Raw genomic sequence first — 22631 nt, forward strand, 5'->3', positions numbered from 1 at the left:
ATATTATAAACGAAATGAGAAACAGAAAGAAATGAAAGACTGTATTAATTCCCTTTATAAAAAGAAAAAATCACCTTTACCGAAGTAAAAGTGATTTCCTTTATACATTATTTACCTAAAACGAATTCAGCAACTTCGTCTAAGATCATATCTTTCCCAAGTGGGAAGTAACCTTTGTTTAAGTCTTCATTTTTAATTGTGAATACGTGGTTGTTTTTAACAGCGTTCATGTTTTTCCAAATTGATTCTTCTTGGAATTCTTTCAAAGCGCTGAGAACCGTCACCAGTTGTAAATACGAATAAGTAATCTGGGTTGTAATCGATTAAAGCTTCTTTTTGTACTTGTACTAGTGGTTTATCAGTTGGTGTACCTTTAACTGCTGGTAGTTTTAAGTCATTAAAGATTACGCTACCGTAACCGTAGTCACCGTATACGCGGAAAGCATTTGGATATGCAGCCATTTTCATAAATGTTGCTTCACCAGTTTTAGCGACGATTTTGTCATGTAATTTGCTTGCTTTTTCATCATACTTTTTGAACCATTCTTTTGTTTCTTTTTCTTTACCGAAGATTTGACCTACTTCTTCAAATTTTGGACGCCATTGATCTAATGGAGTGTTTAACATAACTGTTGGTGCAATTTTAGATAATTGATCATAAATCTTTTCTTGACGATTATTTACAAGAATTAAATCTGGTTTTGCAGCAGCTACTGCTTCGATGTTAATTTTATCGCCCCAAGCAGAACCAACTGGTTTAACGTCTTTTAGTTTCTTTTCAATATGTGCATCAATTTTTTCTTGAGATGTATTAGCAGTAATAACCGGTTTCATACCGAAAATTAATAATTCTTCTGTTGAACCACTAAGGTCAGCAATTTTCTTTGGGTTTGCAGGAATTTTAATTTCCCCTTTTGCATGTTTTACAGTGCGCTCTTCAGTCTTTGCATCTGCTTTCTTTTCTTCTTCTTTGTTAGAACAAGCTGCAAATAGTACAGAAGTCACAACTAGTACCATTGCTAATAGTGCCATTTTAAAATTCTTCATGTTCCCACTCCTTCTAGCTGTATTTATCTTATAAGTTACAACGAACTATAAGAAACAAAGATAACAATTAATTAATATATATTTATTAATTGTTGTTAATAACCCATTCTAACGGGCGTTCAACTTCCCATTCTTATATAAGAAGCTCAACGTCCATTAGAAGTCCCCCTCTTCACGAGGGGGTTCTACTTATGCTTTTTTACGCAATTGATTACTAATCATCGCTAAATCATATGTTAAACAAATTGGCTTACAGTTTACTGGACATGGAACGATTTGAGCTTCAATCTCAAATACGTTACGAAGTGTTTCACTTGTCATAACTTCATCTGGCGTTCCTTGTTTCATTAACTTACCTGCTTTTAATGCAATCATATGATCGGAGAAACGAGAAGCGTGATTTAAGTCATGGATAACCATAACAATCGTTCTACCTTCTTCTTCATTTAACTTTTTCAATAAGTTTAATACTTCTAATTGATGAGCCATATCTAAGTACGTCGTTGGTTCATCCAATACAAGTAATTCTGTTCCTTGTGCAAGAGCCATTGCAATCCAAACACGTTGACGTTGACCGCCTGATAGCGCTTCTGCTGGACGATTCGCAAATTCTTTCATTCCTGTCACTTCAAGTGCCCAGTTAATATAGCGATAATCCTCTTCTTTCAACGTGCCAAACCCTTTTTGATGAGGGAATCTTCCATATGACACAAGCTCAAATACAGTAAGACCCGTTGGCACTTCTGCAGTTTGTGGTAAAATCGCCATTTTCTTTGCAATTTCTTTCGTTGGCTGTTTCTCAATTGCTTTTCCGTCAAGATAAACAGTACCTTGCTTTGCCTTCAAAATACGAGACGCCGTTTTTAATAATGTGGACTTCCCACAACCATTTGGTCCAATAATTGTTGTAATTTTCCCTTCCGGAATTTCAACTGTTAATCCATCAATAATTAAACCTTCATTATAGCCAACCGATACCGCATCCACCGCTAAAGTTGCCATACGAAAAGCCTCCCTTTATTTTGTCCTCATAAGTAAATAAATAAAATACGGTGCACCAATTACAGAAATAACAAGACCGACTGGTATTTCTGAAGTTGTTAGTACACTTCTTGAAATTACGTCTGCGAATAAAAGTAAAAACGTTCCTATTAGCGCAGCTGTGGGCAACATAATTTGATGTTTACCACCAACAAGGCGCCTTGCTAAATGCGGGGCCATTAAACCGATAAAGCCAATTCCGCCGGCAACAGCAACAGATGCCCCTGCTAAACAAACTGCAATAAATAATAATTTACGTCTTTCTTTTTCTACGTTTACACCAAGGCCAACTGCTGTAGAATCGCCTAGGTTCATTACATTTAATATGTGTGCTTTACTTATAGCAAGCGGTAAGAAAATAACCATCCATGGAAGTACACTTAATACGAATTTCCAATCTGTACCCCATAGACTTCCCGCCAGCCAAATCGTAGCAAAACGAAAATCGTTAGATGTCATCTTCATAGAGAAAATTAAACTAACAGCTCCAAATCCAGCTGCAACGGCAATACCGACTAGTATTAATCGAGTCGATGAAACGCCGTCTTTCCATGCTAGTAAATAAATAATTACCGCTGCTAATATCGCTCCAACTAGTGCGAAGAATGGGAGAATGAATACAGATAAAAATGTACCAGTCCCTACTTTCCCGAAGAAGAAGTAGACGAATATAACAACTGTTAATCCCGCTCCAGCATTAATACCTATAATACCTGGATCAGCAAGAGGATTTCGTGATAAACCTTGCAAAATCGCGCCTGACATAGCTAAAGCAGATCCGACTAGTATAGCAATTACCATACGCGGCATACGGAATTCAAATAAAATAACAGACTGATCTTCAGCCCCTAGTCCAACCAATGACTTTAATACGTCCATTGGCGGGATTTTAAAAGTTCCTGTATTTAAACTAATAAGAAATATAGAAACGATTAGTCCTACTAAAATCGTTAATATAGAAATGTTCTTTTTTGTTAAGACACTCGTCCTCACATCTTTCCTCTCCCTTCATTACGTGCTAAGTAGAGGAAGAATGGAACCCCAATTAGCGCTGTAATTGCTCCAATTGGCGTTTCAAATGGCGGGTTAATAACGCGAGATAACATATCTGCACATTCAATTAACAGCCCACCTAAGACCGCAGAACATGGAATAACCCATCTATAGTCCGAGCCTACGAGGAAACGAGTCATATGCGGAATTACAAGACCAACAAATCCAACTGATCCTGCCATGGAAACTGCGGAACCCGTTAAAACAAGAACAAGTACTGTTCCGATAAATTTAATCAATGTCGTATTTTGACCAAGTCCAATCGCAATTTCTTCACCGAAGCTCAAAATTGTAATATATCTCGACATCATAATTGCGATAAAAAGACAAATAAGGCCAATTGGCACTAACATATTAATACTTTGCCATTTCACTCCAGCGACTCCGCCTGCATTCCACATACTCACCTCTTGGGCAAGATTGAAATACAATGCGATTCCAGATGAAATTGCCCCTAATAAAGCACTAATAGCTGCACCTGCTAAAGCTAATTTCACAGGTGTTAATCCACCTGGTGAAGAAGATCCAATTCCATATACAATGCTTGCACCAAACGCAGCTCCAATAAAAGATGCGATAACAAACATTAAATAAGGTGAATTAGGGAAAAATGCATACATAATTGCAATTCCAAATACAGCTCCATCTGTAATCCCCATTAACGATGGTGAAGCAAGTGGATTTCGCGTCATACCTTGCATAATTGCTCCTGATACCGCTAAAAAGGCACCTGCAACTACGCCCCCTATTGCTCTAGGCATGCGAAGCTCTTGAATTACGTTATGATGTGTAATAGATCCATCAAACTGAAATACAGCTTGCCATACAGTCTTTAAACTAATATCTGCAGCCCCAAAAGAAATAGAAACTGCCATGCTTAAAGCTAACAAAATTGTACCCGCTACTAAAATAATAGAAGCGATGAGCGGTCTGCTCTTAATCTCTTTACCATTCTCTTCTTGCTGTTCTATACTGCTTGCGCTCGCTTCCATCCCTCAACCATCCTAACCAACAACATATATTTATTGAAATGAAATTTATTCTCAAATAGTAATAAAAAAATTAGGTGAATTGTTATTTCCCTGATAATGATTCTCAGAATCAGACACTTCTATTCTACCTATCGCTTTAAAAGACTGTCAACCATTATTTTGAAATATAAATTTATACAAATTGGTATTTTAATACAAAAGTTATGTTCATCCTTTAGAAAATGTTCGTCCACACAAGAGTACTTTCGCAGAATAAATCATTCCTCTTATGGGCATAAAAAAAGAAGAGTAATCTTTTCACTCTTCTTTTTCTTACTTATTTAACTTTGCTTCAATTTTCACGATTAACTCATCTTCTGTTGGAGCCGCAACTGGACGGTTATTTACAAATGCGAATGATTTTTTACGACCAGGACCACAGTAAGACTGACATCCAACTTCAATCGTTGCACATGAATCTACTTTTTTTAACTTCGGAACTAACGTTTTAATGTTCGTTGCCTGACAGTCATCGCACACGCGAAACTCGTTTCCCATTACATAACACTTCCTCTATTTTAAACTTTTCTCAAGTACATTTAAAAATAAACACTAAATGGTATTTTACCGCTCTTTGAAGCTCGTTGCAAGTTTCCCTACAAAGCCTATTCTCTACATAATGATACATATTTATATGCTCTCCTACAGAAGCGCTCACCATTCATGGGAAAATTTTTACCTTTCATCGAAATCTACCATATTTTTAAAAGCTTTGTATAAAAGTTTATTTTTTTGCCCATTATAAAAATAGGAAGTTCATAAAAAGAAAGGGAGTTGAATCTATGAAAGTAAGACAAGATGCTTGGACAGATGAGGATGATTTATTACTTGCTGAAACGGTACTTCGTCATGTTAGAGAAGGAAGTACGCAATTAAATGCATTTGAGGAAGTAGGGGATCAGTTAAATCGTACATCTGCTGCTTGTGGTTTCCGCTGGAATGCTGTTGTTCGCTATAGCTATGAACAAGCTCTTCAACTAGCAAAAAAACATCGTAAAGATAAAATGCGTGCTGCAAGCGGTGAACAAGCGAAAAAACGTTTACTTTATACACCACCAGCTTCAGATTCGATAACTGATTATGAAGAATTAGTACAAGAAGAATCAATCGTACAATATAAAGAAGCTATTCCATATCAAGAATCTACTGCTCCTGCTGCAAGAAGCTCTATGACAATGCAAGATGTTATTTATTTTTTACAAACAGTCGGATCTTCAAATATAAAAGTGACAGCTCTTGAAAACGAGAATACGAGATTGAAACAAGAAATTAAAGCACAAATCCTTCGGAATGAGGAACTAGAAAAGAAACTAGAAAAATTAGAAAAGCAATCTCATACTGTACAAGAAGATTACGAAACACTTATGAACATTATGAACCGTGCTCGTAAATTGGCAGTCATGGATGACGAAGAACGTTCTCAAACATCTTTCCGAATGGACCGAAACGGTAATTTAGAAAAAATTGCAGAATAAGAAGGATGCATGCAATGCATCCTTTTTATTATTTCACCTTTAATCTCCCCCTTTATATGTGAGAAAACTCCATTCTTCATTTTTTGCTATAATAGAGATTGTCATTTTAAAGATAAGGGGTTAGTTATATGAGCAATTCCCGTTCCATTTTATCTCAGCCAGAGTGGCGCATTGTAGATCAGTCTAGTTTGGGACCAACATTCCATGCACTTCAGTCATTCGCAATGGATGACACATTATGCACAAGCATTGGAAATGGCAAGTCAGCCGCAACAATGCGTTCTTGGGTTCATCACAATACAATTGTCCTTGGCATTCAAGATTCACGCCTTCCGCATTTAGAAGAAGGTATTTCTTTTTTAAAACAACACAACTTCAATGTTATTGTTCGTAATTCTGGCGGGCTTGCAGTCGTGCTTGATGAAGGTGTTTTAAACGTATCACTTTTATTCCAAGAAACAGAAAAAGGTATCGATATTGATCTTGGATACGATACAATGTGGCATTTGATTAAGGAGATGTTAAAGGATTACGACGTTACTATCGAGGCAAAAGAAATTGTTGGCTCTTACTGTCCTGGTAGTTATGACTTAAGTATTCGCGATCAAAAATTCGCTGGTATTTCACAACGTCGTATTCGCGGGGGGGTCGCTGTCCAAATTTATCTCTGTGCTACCGGAAGTGGCTCTGAGCGTGCCGCACTCGTTCGTGATTTCTACAACCTAGCAATTCAAGGAGAAGAAACACGCTTTACGTACCCTGAAATTGTACCAAGTACGATGGCCTCACTCTCAGAATTACTTGGCGAAACCATTACAGTACAAGATTTAATGATGCGTCTTTTAAAAACATTGCAGCAATTCGCTCCAAAGTTAACACCATCTCAATTAACAATAGATGAGATTCCTTTATATGAGACGAATTTACAACGTATTATTGATCGTAATAATAAAGCACTTGGCTTAGAAAAATAAAGACCGTCGCTATTATAGCGACGGTCTTTATTTCAATTCATTATAGAATTAAAGTGCTTGAGCTGCTGTAATTAAAGCTAACTTGTACACTTCTTCTTCGTTACATCCACGAGACAGATCATTTACAGGCATGTTTAAGCCTTGTAAGATTGGTCCTACTGCTTCGAAGTTACCTAAACGTTGAGCGATTTTGTAGCCAATATTACCAGCTTCTAAGCTTGGGAATACGAATACGTTAGCATCACCTTTAATTGTAGAACCTGGAGCTTTTTTCTCAGCTACAGATGGTACGAATGCAGCATCGAATTGGAATTCTCCATCTAAAGTTAACTCAGGAGCCATTTCTTTTGCAATGCGAGTTGCTTCTACAACTTTTTCTGTTTCTGGAGATTTCGCAGAACCTTTTGTAGAGAAGCTTAACATAGCAACGCGTGGATCAATGCCGAATAACTCAGCAGTTTTCGCACTTTCGATACCGATTTCAGCTAAATCTTGGCTGTTTGGTGCAATGTTAATTGCGCAATCAGCGAATACATATTTCTCTTCTTCACGTACCATGATGAATACGCCAGAAGTTTTTGTAACGCCTGGTTTTGTTTTAATAATTTGAAGTGCTGGACGAACTGTATCAGCTGTAGAGTGAGCTGCACCACTTACTAAACCGTGTGCTTTGCCCATGTATACAAGCATTGTACCGAAGTAGTTTTCGTCTTTAAGGATTTTGCGAGCGTCTTCTTCAGTTGCTTTACCTTTACGGCGTTCAACGAAAGATGCTACCATTGCATCCATTTCTTCGTATGTAGCTGGGTCGTAAATATCAACGCCTGCTAATGTTAAATTCATGCTAGCAGCTTTTGCGCTAATTTCTTCCTTATTACCAACTAAGATTGGTTTTACTAACTCTTCTTTTGCTAAACGCTCTGCAGCGCCTAAAATTCTTTCATCAGTTCCTTCAGGAAGTACGATAGAAATGCCTTTTCCTTGAACTTTTTCTTTTACTGTTGTAAATAAGTTGCTCACGAATAAACCCTCCTACATATGTTAAAAAAACTCTATCTTTAAGAATACTGCTTTTCTTCTATATTTTAAACTTATAGCTCCCAAAAAATAGATAAAATAAAAATGATTATATTTTCATAAAATTCAGCCGTTAAATTCACCTTGCTCAAACACTTAAATGTGACAATTTTATGCGCCAAGGTTTTATATAGATGATTTTAAAACTATATATGCTATAGTTAACGTGTAAAACTATCATTAACTGAGGTGAATAGAATGAGTGAAGCAACAACAACGTTAGATGGCTGGTATTGTTTACATGATTTACGTTCTATTGATTGGGCTGCATGGAAAACATTATCTAGCGACGAACGCGGACAAGCAGTGTCTGAATTTTTAAATGTCGTTGAAAAATGGAACGAAGTAGCTACTGCGAAAAAAGGTAGTCACGCAATGTATACAGTTGTTGGCCAAAAAGCTGATATTATGCTTATGATTTTACGTCCAACAATGGAAGAGTTAAATGAAATTGAGACAGAATTGAATAAAACAACTTTAGCTGAATATATGGTTCCTGCATATTCTTACGTATCTGTTGTTGAATTAAGCAACTACCTTCCAGCTGATGAGGATCCATACCAAAACCCGCAAATTTTAGCTCGTTTATATCCTGAATTACCGAAAGCAAATCATATTTGCTTCTATCCAATGGATAAGCGTCGCCAAGGTGATGACAACTGGTACATGCTTCCTATGGAAGAACGTAAAAAAATGATGTACAGCCATAGTAAAATTGGTCGTCAATACGCAGGTAAAGTACGCCAAGTGATTTCAGGATCTGTTGGATTCGACGATTTCGAATGGGGCGTAACATTATTCGCTGACGATGTTCTTCAATTTAAGAAACTTATATACGAAATGCGCTTCGATGAAGTAAGTGCTCGTTATGGTGAATTTGGAACATTCTTCGTTGGAAACATTTTACCAGACGAAAAAGTAGAGAAATTTTTACACATATAAATGGTGAAAAGGAACGAAATTCGTTCCTTTTTTTATTCTTCTCTATATTTATCCTCAAAAATCTCCTTTTTTCTACACTTTTGAAGAAAAACCAACATTTTTTCAAATTTCTTGTAAAATTGTAACCTTTTTATATGTAAAGATATGCTAAAATGATACGAGCTATATGCTAAATAACGATGCGAAGGTGATAATCTATATGAAAAAAATCTTGTCTATTTTACTATTGCTTGTATTGTCAATTTCTTCCTTAGGAGTAACAACATCCCATGCGGAAGAAAAAATACATATTGAGGCGGCGGCTGCACTTTTATTTGATGCAGATACAGGAAAAATACTTCACGAGCAAAATCCAGATGAATTGCTAGCTATTGCTAGTATGTCAAAATTAATTGTTGTTTACGCTGTTTTAGAAGCAATTAAAGAAGGAAAAATCACATGGGATACGAAAGTAAATATTTCTGATTACGCTTATGAAGTCTCTCGTAATAATGAATTCTCTAATGTACCGTTCGAAAAAGGACGTCAATATACTGTAAAAGAATTATATCATTCTATTGTTATATTCTCTGCAAATGGATCTAGTATTGCTTTAGCAGAACTTCTTGCAGGAAGTGAGAAAAACTTCTTAAATCTTGCAAATGAACATGCTAAAAAGCTAGGATTAAAGAAATATAAATTTGTAAACGCTACTGGCTTAAATAACGCTGACTTAAAAGGAAAACATCCTGAGGGTACTGATCCAAATGCAGAAAACTCTATGTCAGCTCGTGATATGGGTATGCTTTCAAAAGCAATGATTACAAAGTATCCAGAAATGCTAGAGGATACAAAACAAAGATTTAGAAACTTCCCAGACAATCACCCAAAACCAATTCGTATGGAAAACTGGAATTGGATGTTACCAGGAGCTGCTTTCGCTTATGAAGGTACTGATGGTTTAAAAACCGGAAGTTCTGATACAGCTGGATACGGATTTACCATTACTGCTAAACGTGGTGATGTACGTCTTATCTCGGTTATTATTAAAACAAAATCAATGGATGAACGTTTCACGGAATCTCGTGAATTAATCGAATATGGATTTAATAACTTTGAAAAACAAAAACTAAAAGTTAATAAAAACAATACAATCTCTGTAGTAAAAGGGAAAGAAGACCAAGTAACTGTTGCACCCGAAAAAGAAATAACAGTAATTGCGAAAAAAGGTAGCAAAGAGCCTTATAAAATTGGAACTGAATTAGATAAATCTCTTTCTGAAGATGGACATTTAGTTGCCCCTATTAAGAAAGATACCAAAGTAGGCTCAATTACTTTAGAATCAACTGATAAATATGGTTTCTTAGACGGTAGTAAAAGTATGAAAGTTACTGCAAAAACGACAGAGGAAGTTGAAAAAGCAAATTGGTTTGTGTTAACAATGCGCTCTATTGGTGATTTCTTCTCAAACTTATGGTCTAAAATTTTTTAATAAAAAAGCTGGCTCACGCTAGCTTTTTTTATTTTCCACTCTCAATGTAAAACTTCGTTTGGTTGTCATATCTGAGTCCTTTTTCTCATACGTATGAACTAGTAATTGTTACACACTTCATCTAGAGATAAAGTGAAACTTTAATCAGTGGGGGAATCCCCCGCTGATTATTAGTTGAACCAATCGGGCGTTTACGGGCAGTTTGATCTCCCATCTAATTTCTTTACTTCAACCAAATTTTAGGGCAGGAGTCTTACTGCCCGTTAATGCGGGATAAACCTCTTTCCAAAAGGTATTACAAAAAGAGAGGTGACACATAATGGGCGTTATTGCTTATAACGAAGAAGATGTAAAGTTGTTGGCTAGACTGATGCGTGCTGAAGCCGAAGGAGAAGGGCAACAAGGAATGTTAATGGTCGGAAACGTTGGAGTAAATCGTGTCCGCGGAAATTGTTTAGATTTTAGAAAAATACGTAATTTACGTCAAATGGTTTATCAAAATCCTGGTGGTTTTGAGGCAACACAAAAAGGGTATTTTTATCAAAGAGCCAGGGAACAAGATATCGCTTTAGCAAGGCGAACTATTCAAGGACAACGTTTTTGGCCCGCTAACTTTGCCTTATGGTTCTTTAGACCTGAAGGTCCTTGTCCGCCAACTTGGTATAACCAACAAAACTCTGGTCGCTTCAAAAAGCACTGCTTCTTCCAACCATCTGGCGAAGACTGCCCTAGCGTATATTAAGAGATGAAAATGAGGAGGGATTTTTGAATGGCACAGCAACAAAATCCGTACTATGGAACAGGTTTTTATCAACCATCTGGAACTTATGTACAACCGCAACAAATGACTCAACAACAGCAGCAAGCGATGCAACAACAAACAGCTCAAGCTGCGCAAGCTCAATATGCAATTTCTCAAGGCATGTTACCTCTAGAGCAATCCTATATTGAAAATATCCTTCGTTTAAACAAAGGTAAGCAAGCTACAGTTGTAATGACTTATGAACGTGGCAGTTCCCTTGGTACACAATCTTATACAGGTATTATTGAAGCAGCTGGCCGTGACCATATCGTTATTAGTGAACCGCAATCAGGAAAACGCTATTTACTATTAATGATCTACTTAGATTACGTAGAATTTCCAGAAGAAATTACGTATTTACCTAGTCAACAAGCAACTTATACTCCAAGACCATAAAAAAAGCTGGCAAATGCCAGCTTTTGTTTTTTATAATCCTTTTACAACTGCAGTCCCTACTAGAATCCACGCCACAACAAACGCTACACCACCAAGAGGTGTAATTGGGCCAAAGAACTTAATGCCTGTCGTACTTAATGCATACAAACTACCTGAGAACATAATAATCCCAGCTACCATTAGCCAACCAGCAGTAGTTAAAAGTGATGATTGAACCTTATCCATCAATAAAGCAACTACGAATAATCCACCTGCATGAAACATCTGATATGTAACGCCTGTTTTCCAAACTTCTAACATTTTCGCAGAAATTTTATTTTCTAAACCGTGTGCTCCAAAGGCCCCTAACGCAACAGATAGCCCCGCTGCAATACAACCTAGTAAAAAGAAAATTTTCATCTTAATTCCCCTTTTTTACCTTTATCATAAGCAATTTTTTCATATAAGCCAAACGATTTATCTTCTAAAAATCAAATAAAGAATTACCGTTTGCATCACTTTCTTTTATATATACTGGCTCCCCAGAAACAGGTGCAATTGGTTGCATAGTTGTTACTGGTTGTGATCCAATTACTTGCGATGGAATTTGCGGTTCTCTATATATAGATGTTTCAACTTGTTCATCTAATAATAAGTCACATAAAGCACGCACAACTAATAAATGTTCTTTTGACTTTTGTCCTTCACTACTTTTTGCCTTCGCAATTTCATTCGCCATTTTATTTAAAATCTTGTCGCTAGATATTTGCATTCCTTCTCACCTCGTACTTTGTAATTCTTTCTCGAATTGCCCCAATTTCTCTACTGAACCAAATACTATTATCATATCACGTTCTTTCAATTTTTCCTGCCCTGCTGGATTATGTATAATATCCCCATTTCTTGAAATCGCTAATATTGTTACATCAAACTGATTCCTTACATTACTCTCTAGTAACGATTTACCAACTAATATTGAATCTTTTCCAACTAGAATTTCTTCAATGACAAATGACTGTTCTATTCCATACAACACTGTATCAATATAATGAACGGTTAATGGATTTGCAATACCTTTTGCGATATGAATACCCGCCATACTAGATGGATTAATAACCTTATTTGCACCGGCACGCCTTAATTTCTCTTCAGTTTCTGGCTTTTCAGATCTCGCCACAATTTTAATCGTATCGTTTAACCCTCTTGCTGTTAATGTAATAAATACATTTTCGGCATCATTTGCAACAATAGCAACTAAACCAGCTGCTTTTAAAATTCCGGCATTATGTAATACTTGATCTTCCGTTGCATCTCCATGTACAAATAAAAGCTTTTCCTGCTCCAATATACTTTCATCTTTATCAACAACGACAAATGGAATATTCTTTTCTTGCAATTCATGTACAACTTGAAGCCCCACTCTACCGCAACCACATACTATAATATGATTTTTCAACTGCGCTATTTGTTTATCCATCTTCTTCCTCCGTACTGCATGAAATAAATTCCCTTCAATAATCATAGCGGCCACTACCCCAATTGCATACGTAACAATACCTACGCCAACAGGAATAATAAGAAGCGCAAATACTTTCCCCGCTTGCGTTACAGGAACAGCATCTCCGTATCCAACAGTCAATACAGTAATCATTGTCATCCAAAATGCTTGAAACAAACTAATCTCTTCAATCGTCATAAATCCTATCGTTCCTAGAATTACAACAAAAGTCATACATATAACTGCTATCCATAATTGCTTACGTGCATTCATACCGTGTTTCAACTCTTTTCTCTATCTACAATCTTTGCCAGTGGAAATAAAATACGTATATACTAGATACGGAATCTATGAAAGAGGTTGATATAATGAAGACATTTCTTTCCGCCTTACAATGGGCACTATTTATTTTAGCTGGAAGCCTTATTGTACCAATTAGTGTCGCAACTAGTTATGGTCTTAATGGCGCTGAAGCTATCGCATTCGTACAAAGAACGTTATTTGTTCTAGGCTTTGCTGGTCTCTTGCAAGCTATATTTGGGCATAAACTTCCTATTCAAGAAGGTCCTGCTGGCCTTTGGTGGGGAATTTTCTCCCTTTACGCAAGTTTAGGCGTCGTATTATTTGGATCAAGCAATGAGACACTTAAAGTTCTTCAATATGCTTTCTTATTAAGCGGTATTATTTGTATTATTCTTAGCGTTTTTGGACTTATTGATAAACTTGTTCGCTATTTTACACCGACAGTCATTGGAACGTATTTATTTCTTCTTGTCGCGCAGCTTAGTGGCTCCTTCTTAAAGGGAATGTTTGGCCTTGATGGAAAACATACAGAAGTACAACCTAACGTATTTATTCTTTCACTCATTGTTATTTTACTATCCTTTTTCATCATGAAGCTACCTATTATTGGACAATATTCCGTTCTTTTCAGTATCGTATGCGGCTGGATATTATTCGCATGTTTCGGATTATCTAATCCAATAACACCAGTGACAGACATAATCCGTTTTCCATCCTTATTTGTTTTCGGAATGCCTCGTGTTGAATGGAACATGGTAATTACGGTCATTTTCGTTACACTCTTACTTCTAACAAATATGTTAGCAAGTATTCGCGTTGTACAAAAGGTTGTCTCTAAATATGAAGAAAACGCTGCATCAGATCGTTTTAAACAAGCTGGCATTATAACAGGAATCAACCAATTGCTAGGCGGCCTATTTTCAGCTATTGGGCCTGTCGCTATTTCTGGATCAGCAGGTTTTATTGCAACGACTAATATTTATAAACGTCTCCCGTTTATATTAGGGTCAAGCTTTATTATTGTCGTTAGTATATTTCCAAAGATTACTTCATTCTTTGCAGCAATCCCTGTTGCAGTTGGTTATGCCGCTATTTATCCTGTATTCGCAAGGCATGATTGGTCTCGCCTTTCGAGAATACGAAACTGTCCAGGATAAAGAACGATTATTTAAAGTAGCCGGTCTTTCAATCTTTACAGGAGTCGGAGTTATGTTTGTTCCAGCAGGAGCATATTCCACACTTCCACCATTTCTAGCATCGTTTTTAAGTAATGGTCTCGTTCTTGGATCTGTAATGGCAATCTTGCTAGAAATACTATTTTCTCGTTCCGCTGCAAAACAAATATCGTAAATTGGAAAACTTCCATTATTGCACTCTACCTTTAGAGTTGTTACGATAAAATCAAACTTTAATCATTGGGGTTTTATTCTTCCCCAATGATTATTAACCAATATTATGAGCAACAACTCATAATAATTTATCTACTTCTTTTCAAAGAGATTTGATGTCTTACTATTATTCCTCAACATCTTCATGAACATGTATTTTGATTTCAATTAAAGAAAGGAATTTTCTATATGACTTATAAAATGATTGTTTTAGATTTAGATGATACTTTATTACGTGATGACCATACTATTTCACCTCGTACGAAAGAAGCGTTAATGACTGCACAAGAGCAAGGGGTAAAGGTTGTACTTGCTTCTGGACGTCCAACGTTTGGTATGCGCAATGTAGCCAAAGAACTTCGCTTAGAAGAATACGGCAGTTTCATTCTATCTTTTAATGGCGCAAAAATTATTAACTGTAAAACAAACGAAGACATCTTTAGTAGTACACTATCTCCTGAAATCGTTCACAACCTATTTGAAATTAGTAAAACTGAAGATGTATGGATTCATACTTATATGGGCGATGATATCGTAACGGAAGAAAATAATCCTTATACTGAAATTGAGGGCGATATTACTGGTATGCCAATTGTTGTAGTAGATGACTTTAAAGCCGCAGTTAAAGAGCCTGTAGTAAAAGTATTAATGAATAAAGAAGCTGAACGCCTTGTTGAAGTTGAAAAGAAACTTCAACAACAACTAGAAGGCCAATTAAGCGTGATGCGTTCGAAACCATTCTTCTTAGAATTTACAGAAGCCGGTGTTACAAAAGGAACGAGCTTAAACAAACTGATTCAAAAGCTTGGCATTAAGCGTGAAGAAGTTATCGCAATGGGCGATAGCTATAACGACCAAGCAATGATTGAATTTGCTGGTCTTGGCGTTGCAATGGGCAATGCACCTGATGATATTAAAGAAATTGCGAACTACGTAACAGATACAAATATGAACGATGGTGTTGCAAAAGTTGTAGAGAAATTCGTTTTAAAAACGGATGTACTTGTTTAATATTTTCATTCACAAAACCTATTTGAAGTCAAATACTTCAAATAGGTTTTTATTTAAATTCTCATGCTTTTGTGACTATATTTTGAACTTTGCACTATTCTCGTAGTGTAAACTTTCTTTTTGTATATAATGAAACAAAATAGACTATTTTATTTTGAAAAAGAATACAAATTTACTATATACAAGCATACGTTAAAGGAGGCTACTTTATGTTATCTACACCAATCGGACGATTAAGAGCAATTGGACTAGTTGAGGGTATTTCTTTCCTATTACTATTATTTGTAGCAATGCCATTGAAATATTTCGCAGGATTTGCAACAGCTGTTAAAATTACAGGCATGGCTCATGGTGTTCTATTTATTCTATTCATCTTTGCAGTAATTCAAGTAACAATCGTACACCGTAAATCAATTTTATGGGCACTTGGAGCATTCGTTTCATCAGTTATCCCATTTGGTACTTTTGTACTAGATGCAAAATTAAAGAACGAGCAACAATGATAATAAAAAGGTAGTTAACAACTGTTAACTACCTTTTCTATTTATAAATTTGGAATTTCCCAATCAATTTCTCTTTCGCCCATATTAGCTAAAATTGTATTTATTTTAGAATATGGCTTACTACCAAAGAAACCACGTCTTGCCGATAATGGGCTTGGATGTACAGATTCGATAATATGATGATTCGGATTCGTAATTAATTTCTTCTTCGCCTGCGCATGGCGCCCCCACAATATGAAAATAACTGGCTTTTCACGTTCGTTCAACAGTTCAATTACACGATCTGTGAAGTGCTCCCATCCTTTTCCCTTATGAGAATTTGCTTCGCCTTGACGAACTGTTAATACGGTATTTAGTAATAATACTCCTTGTTCCGCCCATTTTACTAAATAACCGTTATTCGGGATTTCATAACCATATTCATCTCGAAGTTCTTTATACATATTTAACAATGACGGTGGTGTTTTAACACCAGGTTGCACAGAAAAGCTTAAACCATGCGCTTGATTCGGTCCATGATATGGATCTTGCCCTAAAATGACAACCTTTGTATTTTCATAACTTGTATACTGAAGAGCGTTAAAAATATCTTCTACCTTCGGATAAACAACATGCGTGCTGTATTCTTCTGTCAAAAAACTGGATAGAGTAAGATAATACTCTTTCTCGAATTCTGGTGCCAATAGTGGCTCCCAATCATTCTTTAAAACATTTTCCATACTGTCACTTCCTGTCTAATTAATTCACCATATCCTGTCTTGTAAATACTACGAACGAAATAACAAGAGAAACAACTGCCCAAACAGTTAAATTCATCAAAGAAAATCCCATCGATAAACCTTGTAATGCAGGTAATTTTCCTGATAAATAATCCGTTAATGATAAATTCACACTAAAAATATATTTGGCGCCTTCCCAAGATGTTGCGAACGAGCTTAAAATACCGCCTGCAATTAATGCAGCTAGCATAACGCCCATACCAGCTGGTGTATTACGAATTAAAACAGAGACCATAAATGATATAGTTCCGACAACGATAGCAACAAACCAGGCTAGTCCATACGCCATTAAGATGTATTGCCACTGCGGAATAAGATGTACAAAGTTCGTATTTAACGTTTCCTTATCAATGACGAATCCTGTTAAAACAGGTAAATTCCATCCCGAGTACCCAAATACAAGCCCTGATAATATGTAAGCAAACAAACCTACAAGAAACAGTATGAGCGAAATGAAAAATAACATCGTCACGTATTTACTAAGGAGTATTTTCCAGCGCCGAATCGGCCGCGTAAGTAACATCTTCATCGTCCCATCACTTCGTTCTCCTGAAACGATATCAATGGCGACAATCATTACGAGAAGCGGAATAAATAATGTAATTCCTTGTTCAATAAATGCTCTGACAAAAGTCGGTGCACCCGGTGCCATCGGATTAATATTATGATCTAAATAATATTGTTGTTGCTCAACTCTTACCTTTAACCAATCACGCCATTCTTCTGGCAACCTAGAATTGTTCAACCGGTTCTGAGAATCAACAATTTGCTGTTGCAATGAAACCTTCCAATCAGTTGTACCGAGTCTTTTTTGTGTCGTTTCTATTTCACGATACTGCGCATACACAAAAAGCGGGATCAAGATTGCTAAAATAAGCATGACAACAAAAATACGTTTCTTGCGGTAAATCTTTTCTGATTCATTTAAAACTAGATTCGCAAATTCACGCATGCTGCTCACCCCTTGTGAGTTCAATAAATAAATCTTCTAGCGTAAATACAAGCTCCTTAACGCTATGTACATCTATTTCATTTGCGACAAAGTGTTTATTCCAACTACTTATAGATGCAATATCCATGCGGCATAGTAATCGATCGCCTTCTACACTCACTTCCCTTACTTCTTCGGCCGCTTCTAGCATATCTTTCGCCTTAGAAATCGGTGTAACAATCCATTCTACACGATCACTTGCTGTTTTAATTAATTCTTCAACCTTGGCAACTGTTATCATCTTTCCTTTATGAATAATAGCAACGCGATCGCATATCATTTGCACTTCACTTAGCAAGTGACTTGAAATAAACACGCTCATATTTTCTTCTTTCACAAGCTTATGTATAAATTCCCTAAGTTCTCTAATCCCTGCTGGATCTAAACCATTCGTTGGCTCATCTAATATGAGCAATTTCGGATTCCCAAGGAGCGCCTGTGCAATTCCAAGGCGTTGTTTCATACCAAGTGAGTACGTTTTTACCTTGTCATGAATTCTTTCATCTAAATGAACCATTTCAGCAATTTCAATAATACGTTCATCTGATATATCACCTAACATACGAGCAAATTGCTTTAAATTTTCCCATCCCGTTAAATATGTATACAACTCTGGGTTTTCAACGATACTCCCAATTTGACGCATCGCTTCTCTGAAATTTTCCTTAATCGAATAACCACCGATAGAAATCGTACCTTCTGTCGCCTTAATCAATCCGACTAACATTCGAATGGTAGTCGTCTTTCCAGCACCATTTGGTCCTAAGAACCCGAACACTTCTCCTTGCTTTACATCAAAGGAAATATTCTCTACAAGAGTCTTCTTTCCAATTACCTTCTTCAAGTCTCGTACGGAAAGTATCGTCGTCATTTTACCCCTCCTTGTTCTAGTTTTAATTTACTTACAACATTTTGAACTAAACGTTCTGCCATATACGTATAACCTACTTCGTTCGGATGAAAATGATCAGAGTATAATAAATCTTTCCCGCGGTTTTGGAATAAATCAAATGTCGGTGTAATATACACATTTTTATCGTTTAGCGCTAATTTCTCTAAAGATGCATTCCAGTCCACAACAATGTTTGAAGACCCTTTTAAATCTTCTACATCTTCAAAAGGATTGTATAAACCAAGCCAAAAAATCGGACTATCTGTATTTAATTTACGAATTTCTTCTATAATTTTCTTTGCTTCATTTTGAAACGTCTCTGTGTCAGGACGATACGTCTCTAAATCTATTTTCCCAAGTGATTCCCAGCCTGGGAACAAATCATTTCCACCAATCGTTAACACAATTACATCTGCTTGCTTAATTGAATATTGAGCGCCATTACTTTCAATTTGTTTTAATAAATCGGGCATTTTTGCACCACTAACTGCTAAATTTGTTAATGCAATTTTTTGCTTATAATCTTTTTGTAAATCCTCTTTCATTCGCCCAACATAGCCAATTCCTTCTTTATCACCAACGCCACGCGTTAATGAATCACCTAAACTAACGATTTGTAACGTTCCCATTTTCTTTTTCTCTTTTGCCACTACATCGGTCTTTTTAATTAAATTTGAAGCTTTCGGATTTAATACATCATTTACACCTGAAACAAAGCCATATGCAAATAAACAGAAAGATGCAATTGTAATGAGTAGAATTACTTTTACTACTTTTGATCTCATATCAAAACCCCTTTTAGCCCTCATAGATTGTCCATAATTATACCAAACGAAATTTTGAAAAGCGATTTTCACACCTTCTCAATTATGTCGTTTCTCTATCTACTAACTCTGGTAATAACTCTATATGCTTCACATCTAATTTCTCTTCATTAATCTTTTCATATAATAATTCAAACGCTTTCACTCCAACGTTTTTACTAGAATGCGAAATCGTCGTTATACCCAATATATCTGCCACCTCTTGATCATCACACCCGATAATCGTAATATCCTCTGGAATACGAACTCCTTGTTTTTTTGCTTCTGTAACCATCCCCGCTGCAATATGGTTACAAGATACAAGGAACGCCGTCGGTTTTACTGACATATGAGCCCATTCTCTAATTACATTGCGTCCATCTTCCACTGTAAAACACCCCTCAAATTTCCAGGTCTCTAACGGTGTTACGATACTCTGTTGAAGCGAATCTTCGTACGCCTTCTTTCGTCTTTGGCTATTAACGCTATTACTTCTTCCAATACAATATCCAATACGCGTATGACCGGCATCTATTAAGCTTTTCATCCCACGTGAAAATACTTTGTAGTAATCGATATGGACACTTGAAATATACTTCGAATCTATTTCTTCACACATAACAATCGGACCGAATTTCGTATATTCTTCAAGCTTCTCCTTACTATTTGTCCGAGAACAAATAATAACCCCATCAAGCTTTTTCATTTTTAACATATTCAAAATTTCTAGTTCTCTTTCTTCACTATAATTCGTCTGGCAAAGCATCATATTATAATTATTCTTTGCTGTCTCTTTTGATATCCCCTCGATAATAGCGCTATAATATTGATCATTTACGTGTGGCAATAAAACGCCAATTACATTCGTTTTTCCTTTCACTAAATGAATTGCATTCACGTTTTGCGTGTAATTTAATTCTTCTATAATCGCTAAAATTTCTTTTCGTTTCTGTTCATTTACGTACGGATGATTATTTAGTACACGTGAAACAGTTGAAACAGATACTCCAGCAAGTTCAGCAATCTTTCTTATATTTGTCATCTCATTTTCCCCTTCTCACAAAAATTCTTCCTTGACCTGGTAAGCTTTCCACAATATATCCTTTCCTAGCAAATACATTTAGAAAGGATATACAACTATGCTTCGATTCAAATTAGAATATATATTTTTCATTGGCGGTTTACTCATTCTTGCCATCGGTATTAATATGATGACGATAATTACTTCCTTTGGACTTAGCCCTTATGATTCCTTCTTTATTGCACTATATCAAAATTTTGGGATAAGTATTGGTTTTTGGATTTTCATGATTAACTTTGCCTTTACACTTATCGTACTCTTTTGGAATAGAAAACAAATTACAATCGGTACAATTGTAACGATGGTTCTTATTTCTCTTTTTGTTGATTGGATTGGTTCCATTACAACTATTATGGACGCTATCCGCTCTCTTCCAAAATATATAACACTTATTTGCGGAAATCTATTCGTTGGAGCTGGAATTGGTCTTTACGTCTCTACAAACCTTTGTGCAGCGCCTCAAGAAGCTTTCGTTTTAACGGTTGCCGAGAAGAAAAAATGGACGTTTAGAAGAACAGAGATTTCATTAGCCTTTTTATTTTTAACGTTAAGCTTTTTATTAGATGGACCTATCTATTTTGGAACAATCATCTTATCCTTTACAACAGGCTGGATTATCCAAGCATTTATTCAAGTTGGTACGCAGATTTTAAATAGAAAAGAGCCTATTAAGCAAGCTGCTTAATAGGCTCTTTCTGTTTTATGGTAAGAGATACTACTTAGCATCCCCTTCAATTCGATAGTTCGCTTTCAAACAATCTATTTCTTCATACCCTTGCAACGTATGTAGAATATAATCATAATCAGCAAGAGACGCACGATGCGTTACAATTACAATTTCAGCCTTTCCTTTCTCTTCAAGCGGCATTTGAATAATTTTCTCAAAGCTAACTCCGCGCTCAGAGAACAATGAAGTAATTTTTGCAAATACACCAATTTCGTCTTTTACATGCAGTCTTAAAAACTTTTTCACGACAATTTCGTCTGGCTCTTTTAATACTTTTTGATATTGTGGGACTACAGCACTATTTCCTGTTACCCCTAATCTAATATTTTGCATTACAGCAACTAAATCCGAAACAACAGCTGTCGCTGTCGGTAAACTTCCTGCGCCTGGTCCATAAAACATCGTTTCTCCAACTGCTTCACCGTACACATACACAGCGTTATATTCATTTTGTACTGCCGCAAGAGGATGTGTATTTGGAAGTAAAGTTGGTTCAACTGTAACCTCCAATTTTTCACCATCTCGTTTTGCAAGACCGATTAATTTAATTGTATAACCTAAGCTCTTACTGTATTCAATATCTTCCTCTGTAATAGAGGTAATCCCTTTTACTTTCACATCTCCAAGCTCTACATTTGTAGAGAAACCGAGGGTAGCTAAAATCGTCATTTTTCTTGCTGCATCTAAACCTTCTACATCTGATGTTGGATCTGCTTCTGCAAATCCAAGTTGTTGGGCTTCTTTTAACACGTCGTTATATGCTCTCCCTTCGTCTGACATTTTCGTCAAAATAAAATTTGTTGTTCCATTTACAATTCCCATTACTTTCGTAATAAGATCTGAAGAAAGTCCTTCTACGATACTGCGTAAAATTGGAATTCCCCCTGCCACACTCGCCTCATAGAATAAATCAGCCTTATTATCTTTTGCTGTCGCTAATAATTCAGCTCCATGTAATGCCATTAAGTCTTTATTTGCAGTTACAACATGCTTTCCGCTTTTTAAAGCTTGTAAAATATATGATTTTGCATCATCAATGCCACCCATCACTTCAATGACAACATCAATATTTGGATTATCTAAAATTTCATTTGCATCTTGTGTTAATAGAGTAGAAGGTACCTCTACCTCTCTCTCTTTCTCAATGTTTTGCACTAATACTTTCGTTACCTTCACTGGACAGCCTACTTGGTGTATGAGTCGTTCTTGATGATCCGTAATAATACGAACCACACCACTGCCAACTGTCCCAAGACCTAATAACCCAACTTGAATTTCTTTCATAGTACTGTCCACCCCTCAAAAATTGTGTTTAGATGAAATTATATGAGTAAAAAATCTGAAAAACAATGTATTTTGAACATTCG

23 protein-coding genes and 2 pseudogenes are annotated in these 22631 nt (G+C 36.2%); 10 read left to right on the forward strand and 15 right to left on the reverse strand.

The window, feature by feature from the left end:
- Positions 1 to 107: 107 nt before the first annotated feature.
- From BC_RS26825 to BC_RS26845, 5 genes and pseudogenes are all read right to left on the reverse strand, one after another.
- Positions 108 to 1047 (reverse strand): annotated as a pseudogene (locus BC_RS26825) (ABC transporter substrate-binding protein).
- Positions 1048 to 1236: 189 nt separating this feature from the next.
- The gene (locus BC_RS26830) at positions 1237 to 2049 is read right to left on the reverse strand and encodes an ABC transporter ATP-binding protein (protein ID WP_000212068.1); all 813 of its coding nucleotides are present in this window, start codon (positions 2047 to 2049) and stop codon (positions 1237 to 1239) included.
- 15 nt (positions 2050 to 2064) lie between these two features.
- Positions 2065 to 3081, reverse strand: coding sequence for a FecCD family ABC transporter permease (locus BC_RS26835; RefSeq protein WP_001260757.1), 1017 nt, complete (start codon positions 3079 to 3081; stop codon positions 2065 to 2067).
- Positions 3078 to 4133 carry a FecCD family ABC transporter permease gene (locus tag BC_RS26840; protein WP_000388291.1) on the reverse strand — a complete coding sequence of 352 codons (1056 nt, stop codon included), beginning with the start codon at positions 4131 to 4133 and terminating at the stop codon, positions 3078 to 3080. The genes BC_RS26835 and BC_RS26840 overlap by 4 nt, the downstream gene beginning before the upstream one ends.
- Before the next feature lie 312 nt (positions 4134 to 4445).
- A complete protein-coding gene (locus BC_RS26845; protein WP_000526071.1) occupies positions 4446 to 4670 on the reverse strand; it encodes a DUF1450 domain-containing protein in 225 nt (74 codons plus the stop codon).
- Between the two features lie 284 nt (positions 4671 to 4954).
- On the opposite strand from BC_RS26845, the gene BC_RS26850 reads away from it, so the two are divergent.
- Entirely contained in the window at positions 4955 to 5647 is a 693-nt protein-coding gene (locus BC_RS26850; RefSeq protein WP_000868358.1) for an RsfA family transcriptional regulator, read from the forward strand.
- A gap of 128 nt (positions 5648 to 5775) precedes the next feature.
- Positions 5776 to 6621 carry a lipoate--protein ligase family protein gene (locus BC_RS26855; RefSeq protein ID WP_000071943.1) on the forward strand — a complete coding sequence of 282 codons (846 nt, stop codon included), beginning with the start codon at positions 5776 to 5778 and terminating at the stop codon, positions 6619 to 6621.
- Between the two features lie 48 nt (positions 6622 to 6669).
- Here the strand turns inward: BC_RS26855 and pta are convergent, their stop codons facing one another.
- Positions 6670 to 7641, reverse strand: a complete 972-nt coding sequence (gene pta, locus BC_RS26860) for a phosphate acetyltransferase (protein WP_000067215.1) — start codon at positions 7639 to 7641, stop codon at positions 6670 to 6672.
- A gap of 255 nt (positions 7642 to 7896) precedes the next feature.
- On the opposite strand from pta, the gene hemQ reads away from it, so the two are divergent.
- The 4 genes from hemQ (at position 7897) to gerQ (ending at position 11309) form a co-directional block, all read left to right on the forward strand.
- Entirely contained in the window at positions 7897 to 8640 is a 744-nt protein-coding gene (gene hemQ, locus BC_RS26865) for a hydrogen peroxide-dependent heme synthase (RefSeq protein WP_001287595.1), read from the forward strand.
- Positions 8641 to 8839: 199 nt separating this feature from the next.
- Positions 8840 to 10111, forward strand: a complete 1272-nt coding sequence (locus BC_RS26870; RefSeq protein WP_000722869.1) for a serine hydrolase — start codon at positions 8840 to 8842, stop codon at positions 10109 to 10111.
- A 319-nt stretch (positions 10112 to 10430) separates the two neighbouring features.
- Positions 10431 to 10853: a cell wall hydrolase CwlJ gene (gene cwlJ / locus BC_RS26875; RefSeq protein WP_000538169.1), complete on the forward strand. Its 423-nt coding sequence runs from the start codon at positions 10431 to 10433 to the stop codon at positions 10851 to 10853.
- A 27-nt stretch (positions 10854 to 10880) separates the two neighbouring features.
- Positions 10881 to 11309, forward strand: a complete 429-nt coding sequence (gene gerQ, locus BC_RS26880; protein ID WP_000068652.1) for a spore coat protein GerQ — start codon at positions 10881 to 10883, stop codon at positions 11307 to 11309.
- 30 nt (positions 11310 to 11339) lie between these two features.
- Here gerQ and BC_RS26885 read toward each other — a convergent pair whose 3' ends face one another.
- The 3 genes from BC_RS26885 to BC_RS26895 all read right to left on the reverse strand — a co-directional run bounded on the left by BC_RS26885 (position 11340) and on the right by BC_RS26895 (position 13059).
- Positions 11340 to 11708: a DUF423 domain-containing protein gene (locus BC_RS26885; protein WP_000688316.1), complete on the reverse strand. Its 369-nt coding sequence runs from the start codon at positions 11706 to 11708 to the stop codon at positions 11340 to 11342.
- A 64-nt stretch (positions 11709 to 11772) separates the two neighbouring features.
- Positions 11773 to 12060, reverse strand: coding sequence for a YwdI family protein (locus BC_RS26890; protein ID WP_001167347.1), 288 nt, complete (start codon positions 12058 to 12060; stop codon positions 11773 to 11775).
- Positions 12061 to 12066: 6 nt separating this feature from the next.
- Positions 12067 to 13059 (reverse strand): potassium channel family protein, encoded by a 993-nt coding sequence (locus BC_RS26895; RefSeq protein WP_000993980.1) that lies wholly within the window; start codon positions 13057 to 13059, stop codon positions 12067 to 12069.
- 95 nt (positions 13060 to 13154) lie between these two features.
- Between BC_RS26895 and BC_RS26900 the strand changes: the two are divergent.
- The 3 genes and pseudogenes from BC_RS26900 to BC_RS26910 all read left to right on the forward strand — a co-directional run bounded on the left by BC_RS26900 (position 13155) and on the right by BC_RS26910 (position 15991).
- Positions 13155 to 14439 (forward strand): annotated as a pseudogene (locus BC_RS26900) (purine/pyrimidine permease).
- Between the two features lie 227 nt (positions 14440 to 14666).
- Positions 14667 to 15488 carry a Cof-type HAD-IIB family hydrolase gene (locus BC_RS26905; RefSeq protein ID WP_000221373.1) on the forward strand — a complete coding sequence of 274 codons (822 nt, stop codon included), beginning with the start codon at positions 14667 to 14669 and terminating at the stop codon, positions 15486 to 15488.
- A 209-nt stretch (positions 15489 to 15697) separates the two neighbouring features.
- On the forward strand, positions 15698 to 15991 hold the full coding sequence (locus tag BC_RS26910; RefSeq protein WP_000953396.1) for a DUF3817 domain-containing protein: 294 nt from the start codon (positions 15698 to 15700) through the stop codon (positions 15989 to 15991).
- Between the two features lie 41 nt (positions 15992 to 16032).
- Here the strand turns inward: BC_RS26910 and BC_RS26915 are convergent, their stop codons facing one another.
- Genes BC_RS26915 through BC_RS26935 form a run of 5 tightly spaced genes read right to left on the reverse strand, consistent with a single transcriptional unit; the run spans position 16033 to position 20498 of the window.
- Positions 16033 to 16710: a uracil-DNA glycosylase gene (locus BC_RS26915; protein ID WP_000432519.1), complete on the reverse strand. Its 678-nt coding sequence runs from the start codon at positions 16708 to 16710 to the stop codon at positions 16033 to 16035.
- A 19-nt stretch (positions 16711 to 16729) separates the two neighbouring features.
- On the reverse strand, positions 16730 to 17722 hold the full coding sequence (locus tag BC_RS26920; RefSeq protein WP_001206500.1) for an ABC transporter permease subunit: 993 nt from the start codon (positions 17720 to 17722) through the stop codon (positions 16730 to 16732).
- Positions 17715 to 18632, reverse strand: coding sequence for an ABC transporter ATP-binding protein (locus BC_RS26925; RefSeq protein ID WP_000207717.1), 918 nt, complete (start codon positions 18630 to 18632; stop codon positions 17715 to 17717). The genes BC_RS26920 and BC_RS26925 overlap by 8 nt, the downstream gene beginning before the upstream one ends.
- Positions 18629 to 19510 carry an SGNH/GDSL hydrolase family protein gene (locus tag BC_RS26930; protein ID WP_002180592.1) on the reverse strand — a complete coding sequence of 294 codons (882 nt, stop codon included), beginning with the start codon at positions 19508 to 19510 and terminating at the stop codon, positions 18629 to 18631. The genes BC_RS26925 and BC_RS26930 overlap by 4 nt, the downstream gene beginning before the upstream one ends.
- Positions 19511 to 19520: 10 nt before the next feature.
- A complete protein-coding gene (locus BC_RS26935) occupies positions 19521 to 20498 on the reverse strand; it encodes a LacI family DNA-binding transcriptional regulator (protein WP_000181976.1) in 978 nt (325 codons plus the stop codon).
- A 97-nt stretch (positions 20499 to 20595) separates the two neighbouring features.
- Between BC_RS26935 and BC_RS26940 the strand changes: the two genes are divergently transcribed.
- Positions 20596 to 21222: a YczE/YyaS/YitT family protein gene (locus tag BC_RS26940; RefSeq protein WP_000943403.1), complete on the forward strand. Its 627-nt coding sequence runs from the start codon at positions 20596 to 20598 to the stop codon at positions 21220 to 21222.
- A gap of 30 nt (positions 21223 to 21252) precedes the next feature.
- On the opposite strand, the gene BC_RS26945 is transcribed toward BC_RS26940, so the two are convergent.
- The gene (locus tag BC_RS26945; RefSeq protein ID WP_000659109.1) at positions 21253 to 22548 is read right to left on the reverse strand and encodes a homoserine dehydrogenase; all 1296 of its coding nucleotides are present in this window, start codon (positions 22546 to 22548) and stop codon (positions 21253 to 21255) included.
- Between the last annotated feature and the right edge of the window lie 83 nt (positions 22549 to 22631).

The sequence above is a fragment of the Bacillus cereus ATCC 14579 genome (genome assembly GCF_000007825.1).
Taxonomy (GTDB): Bacteria; Bacillota; Bacilli; order Bacillales; family Bacillaceae_G; genus Bacillus_A; species Bacillus_A cereus.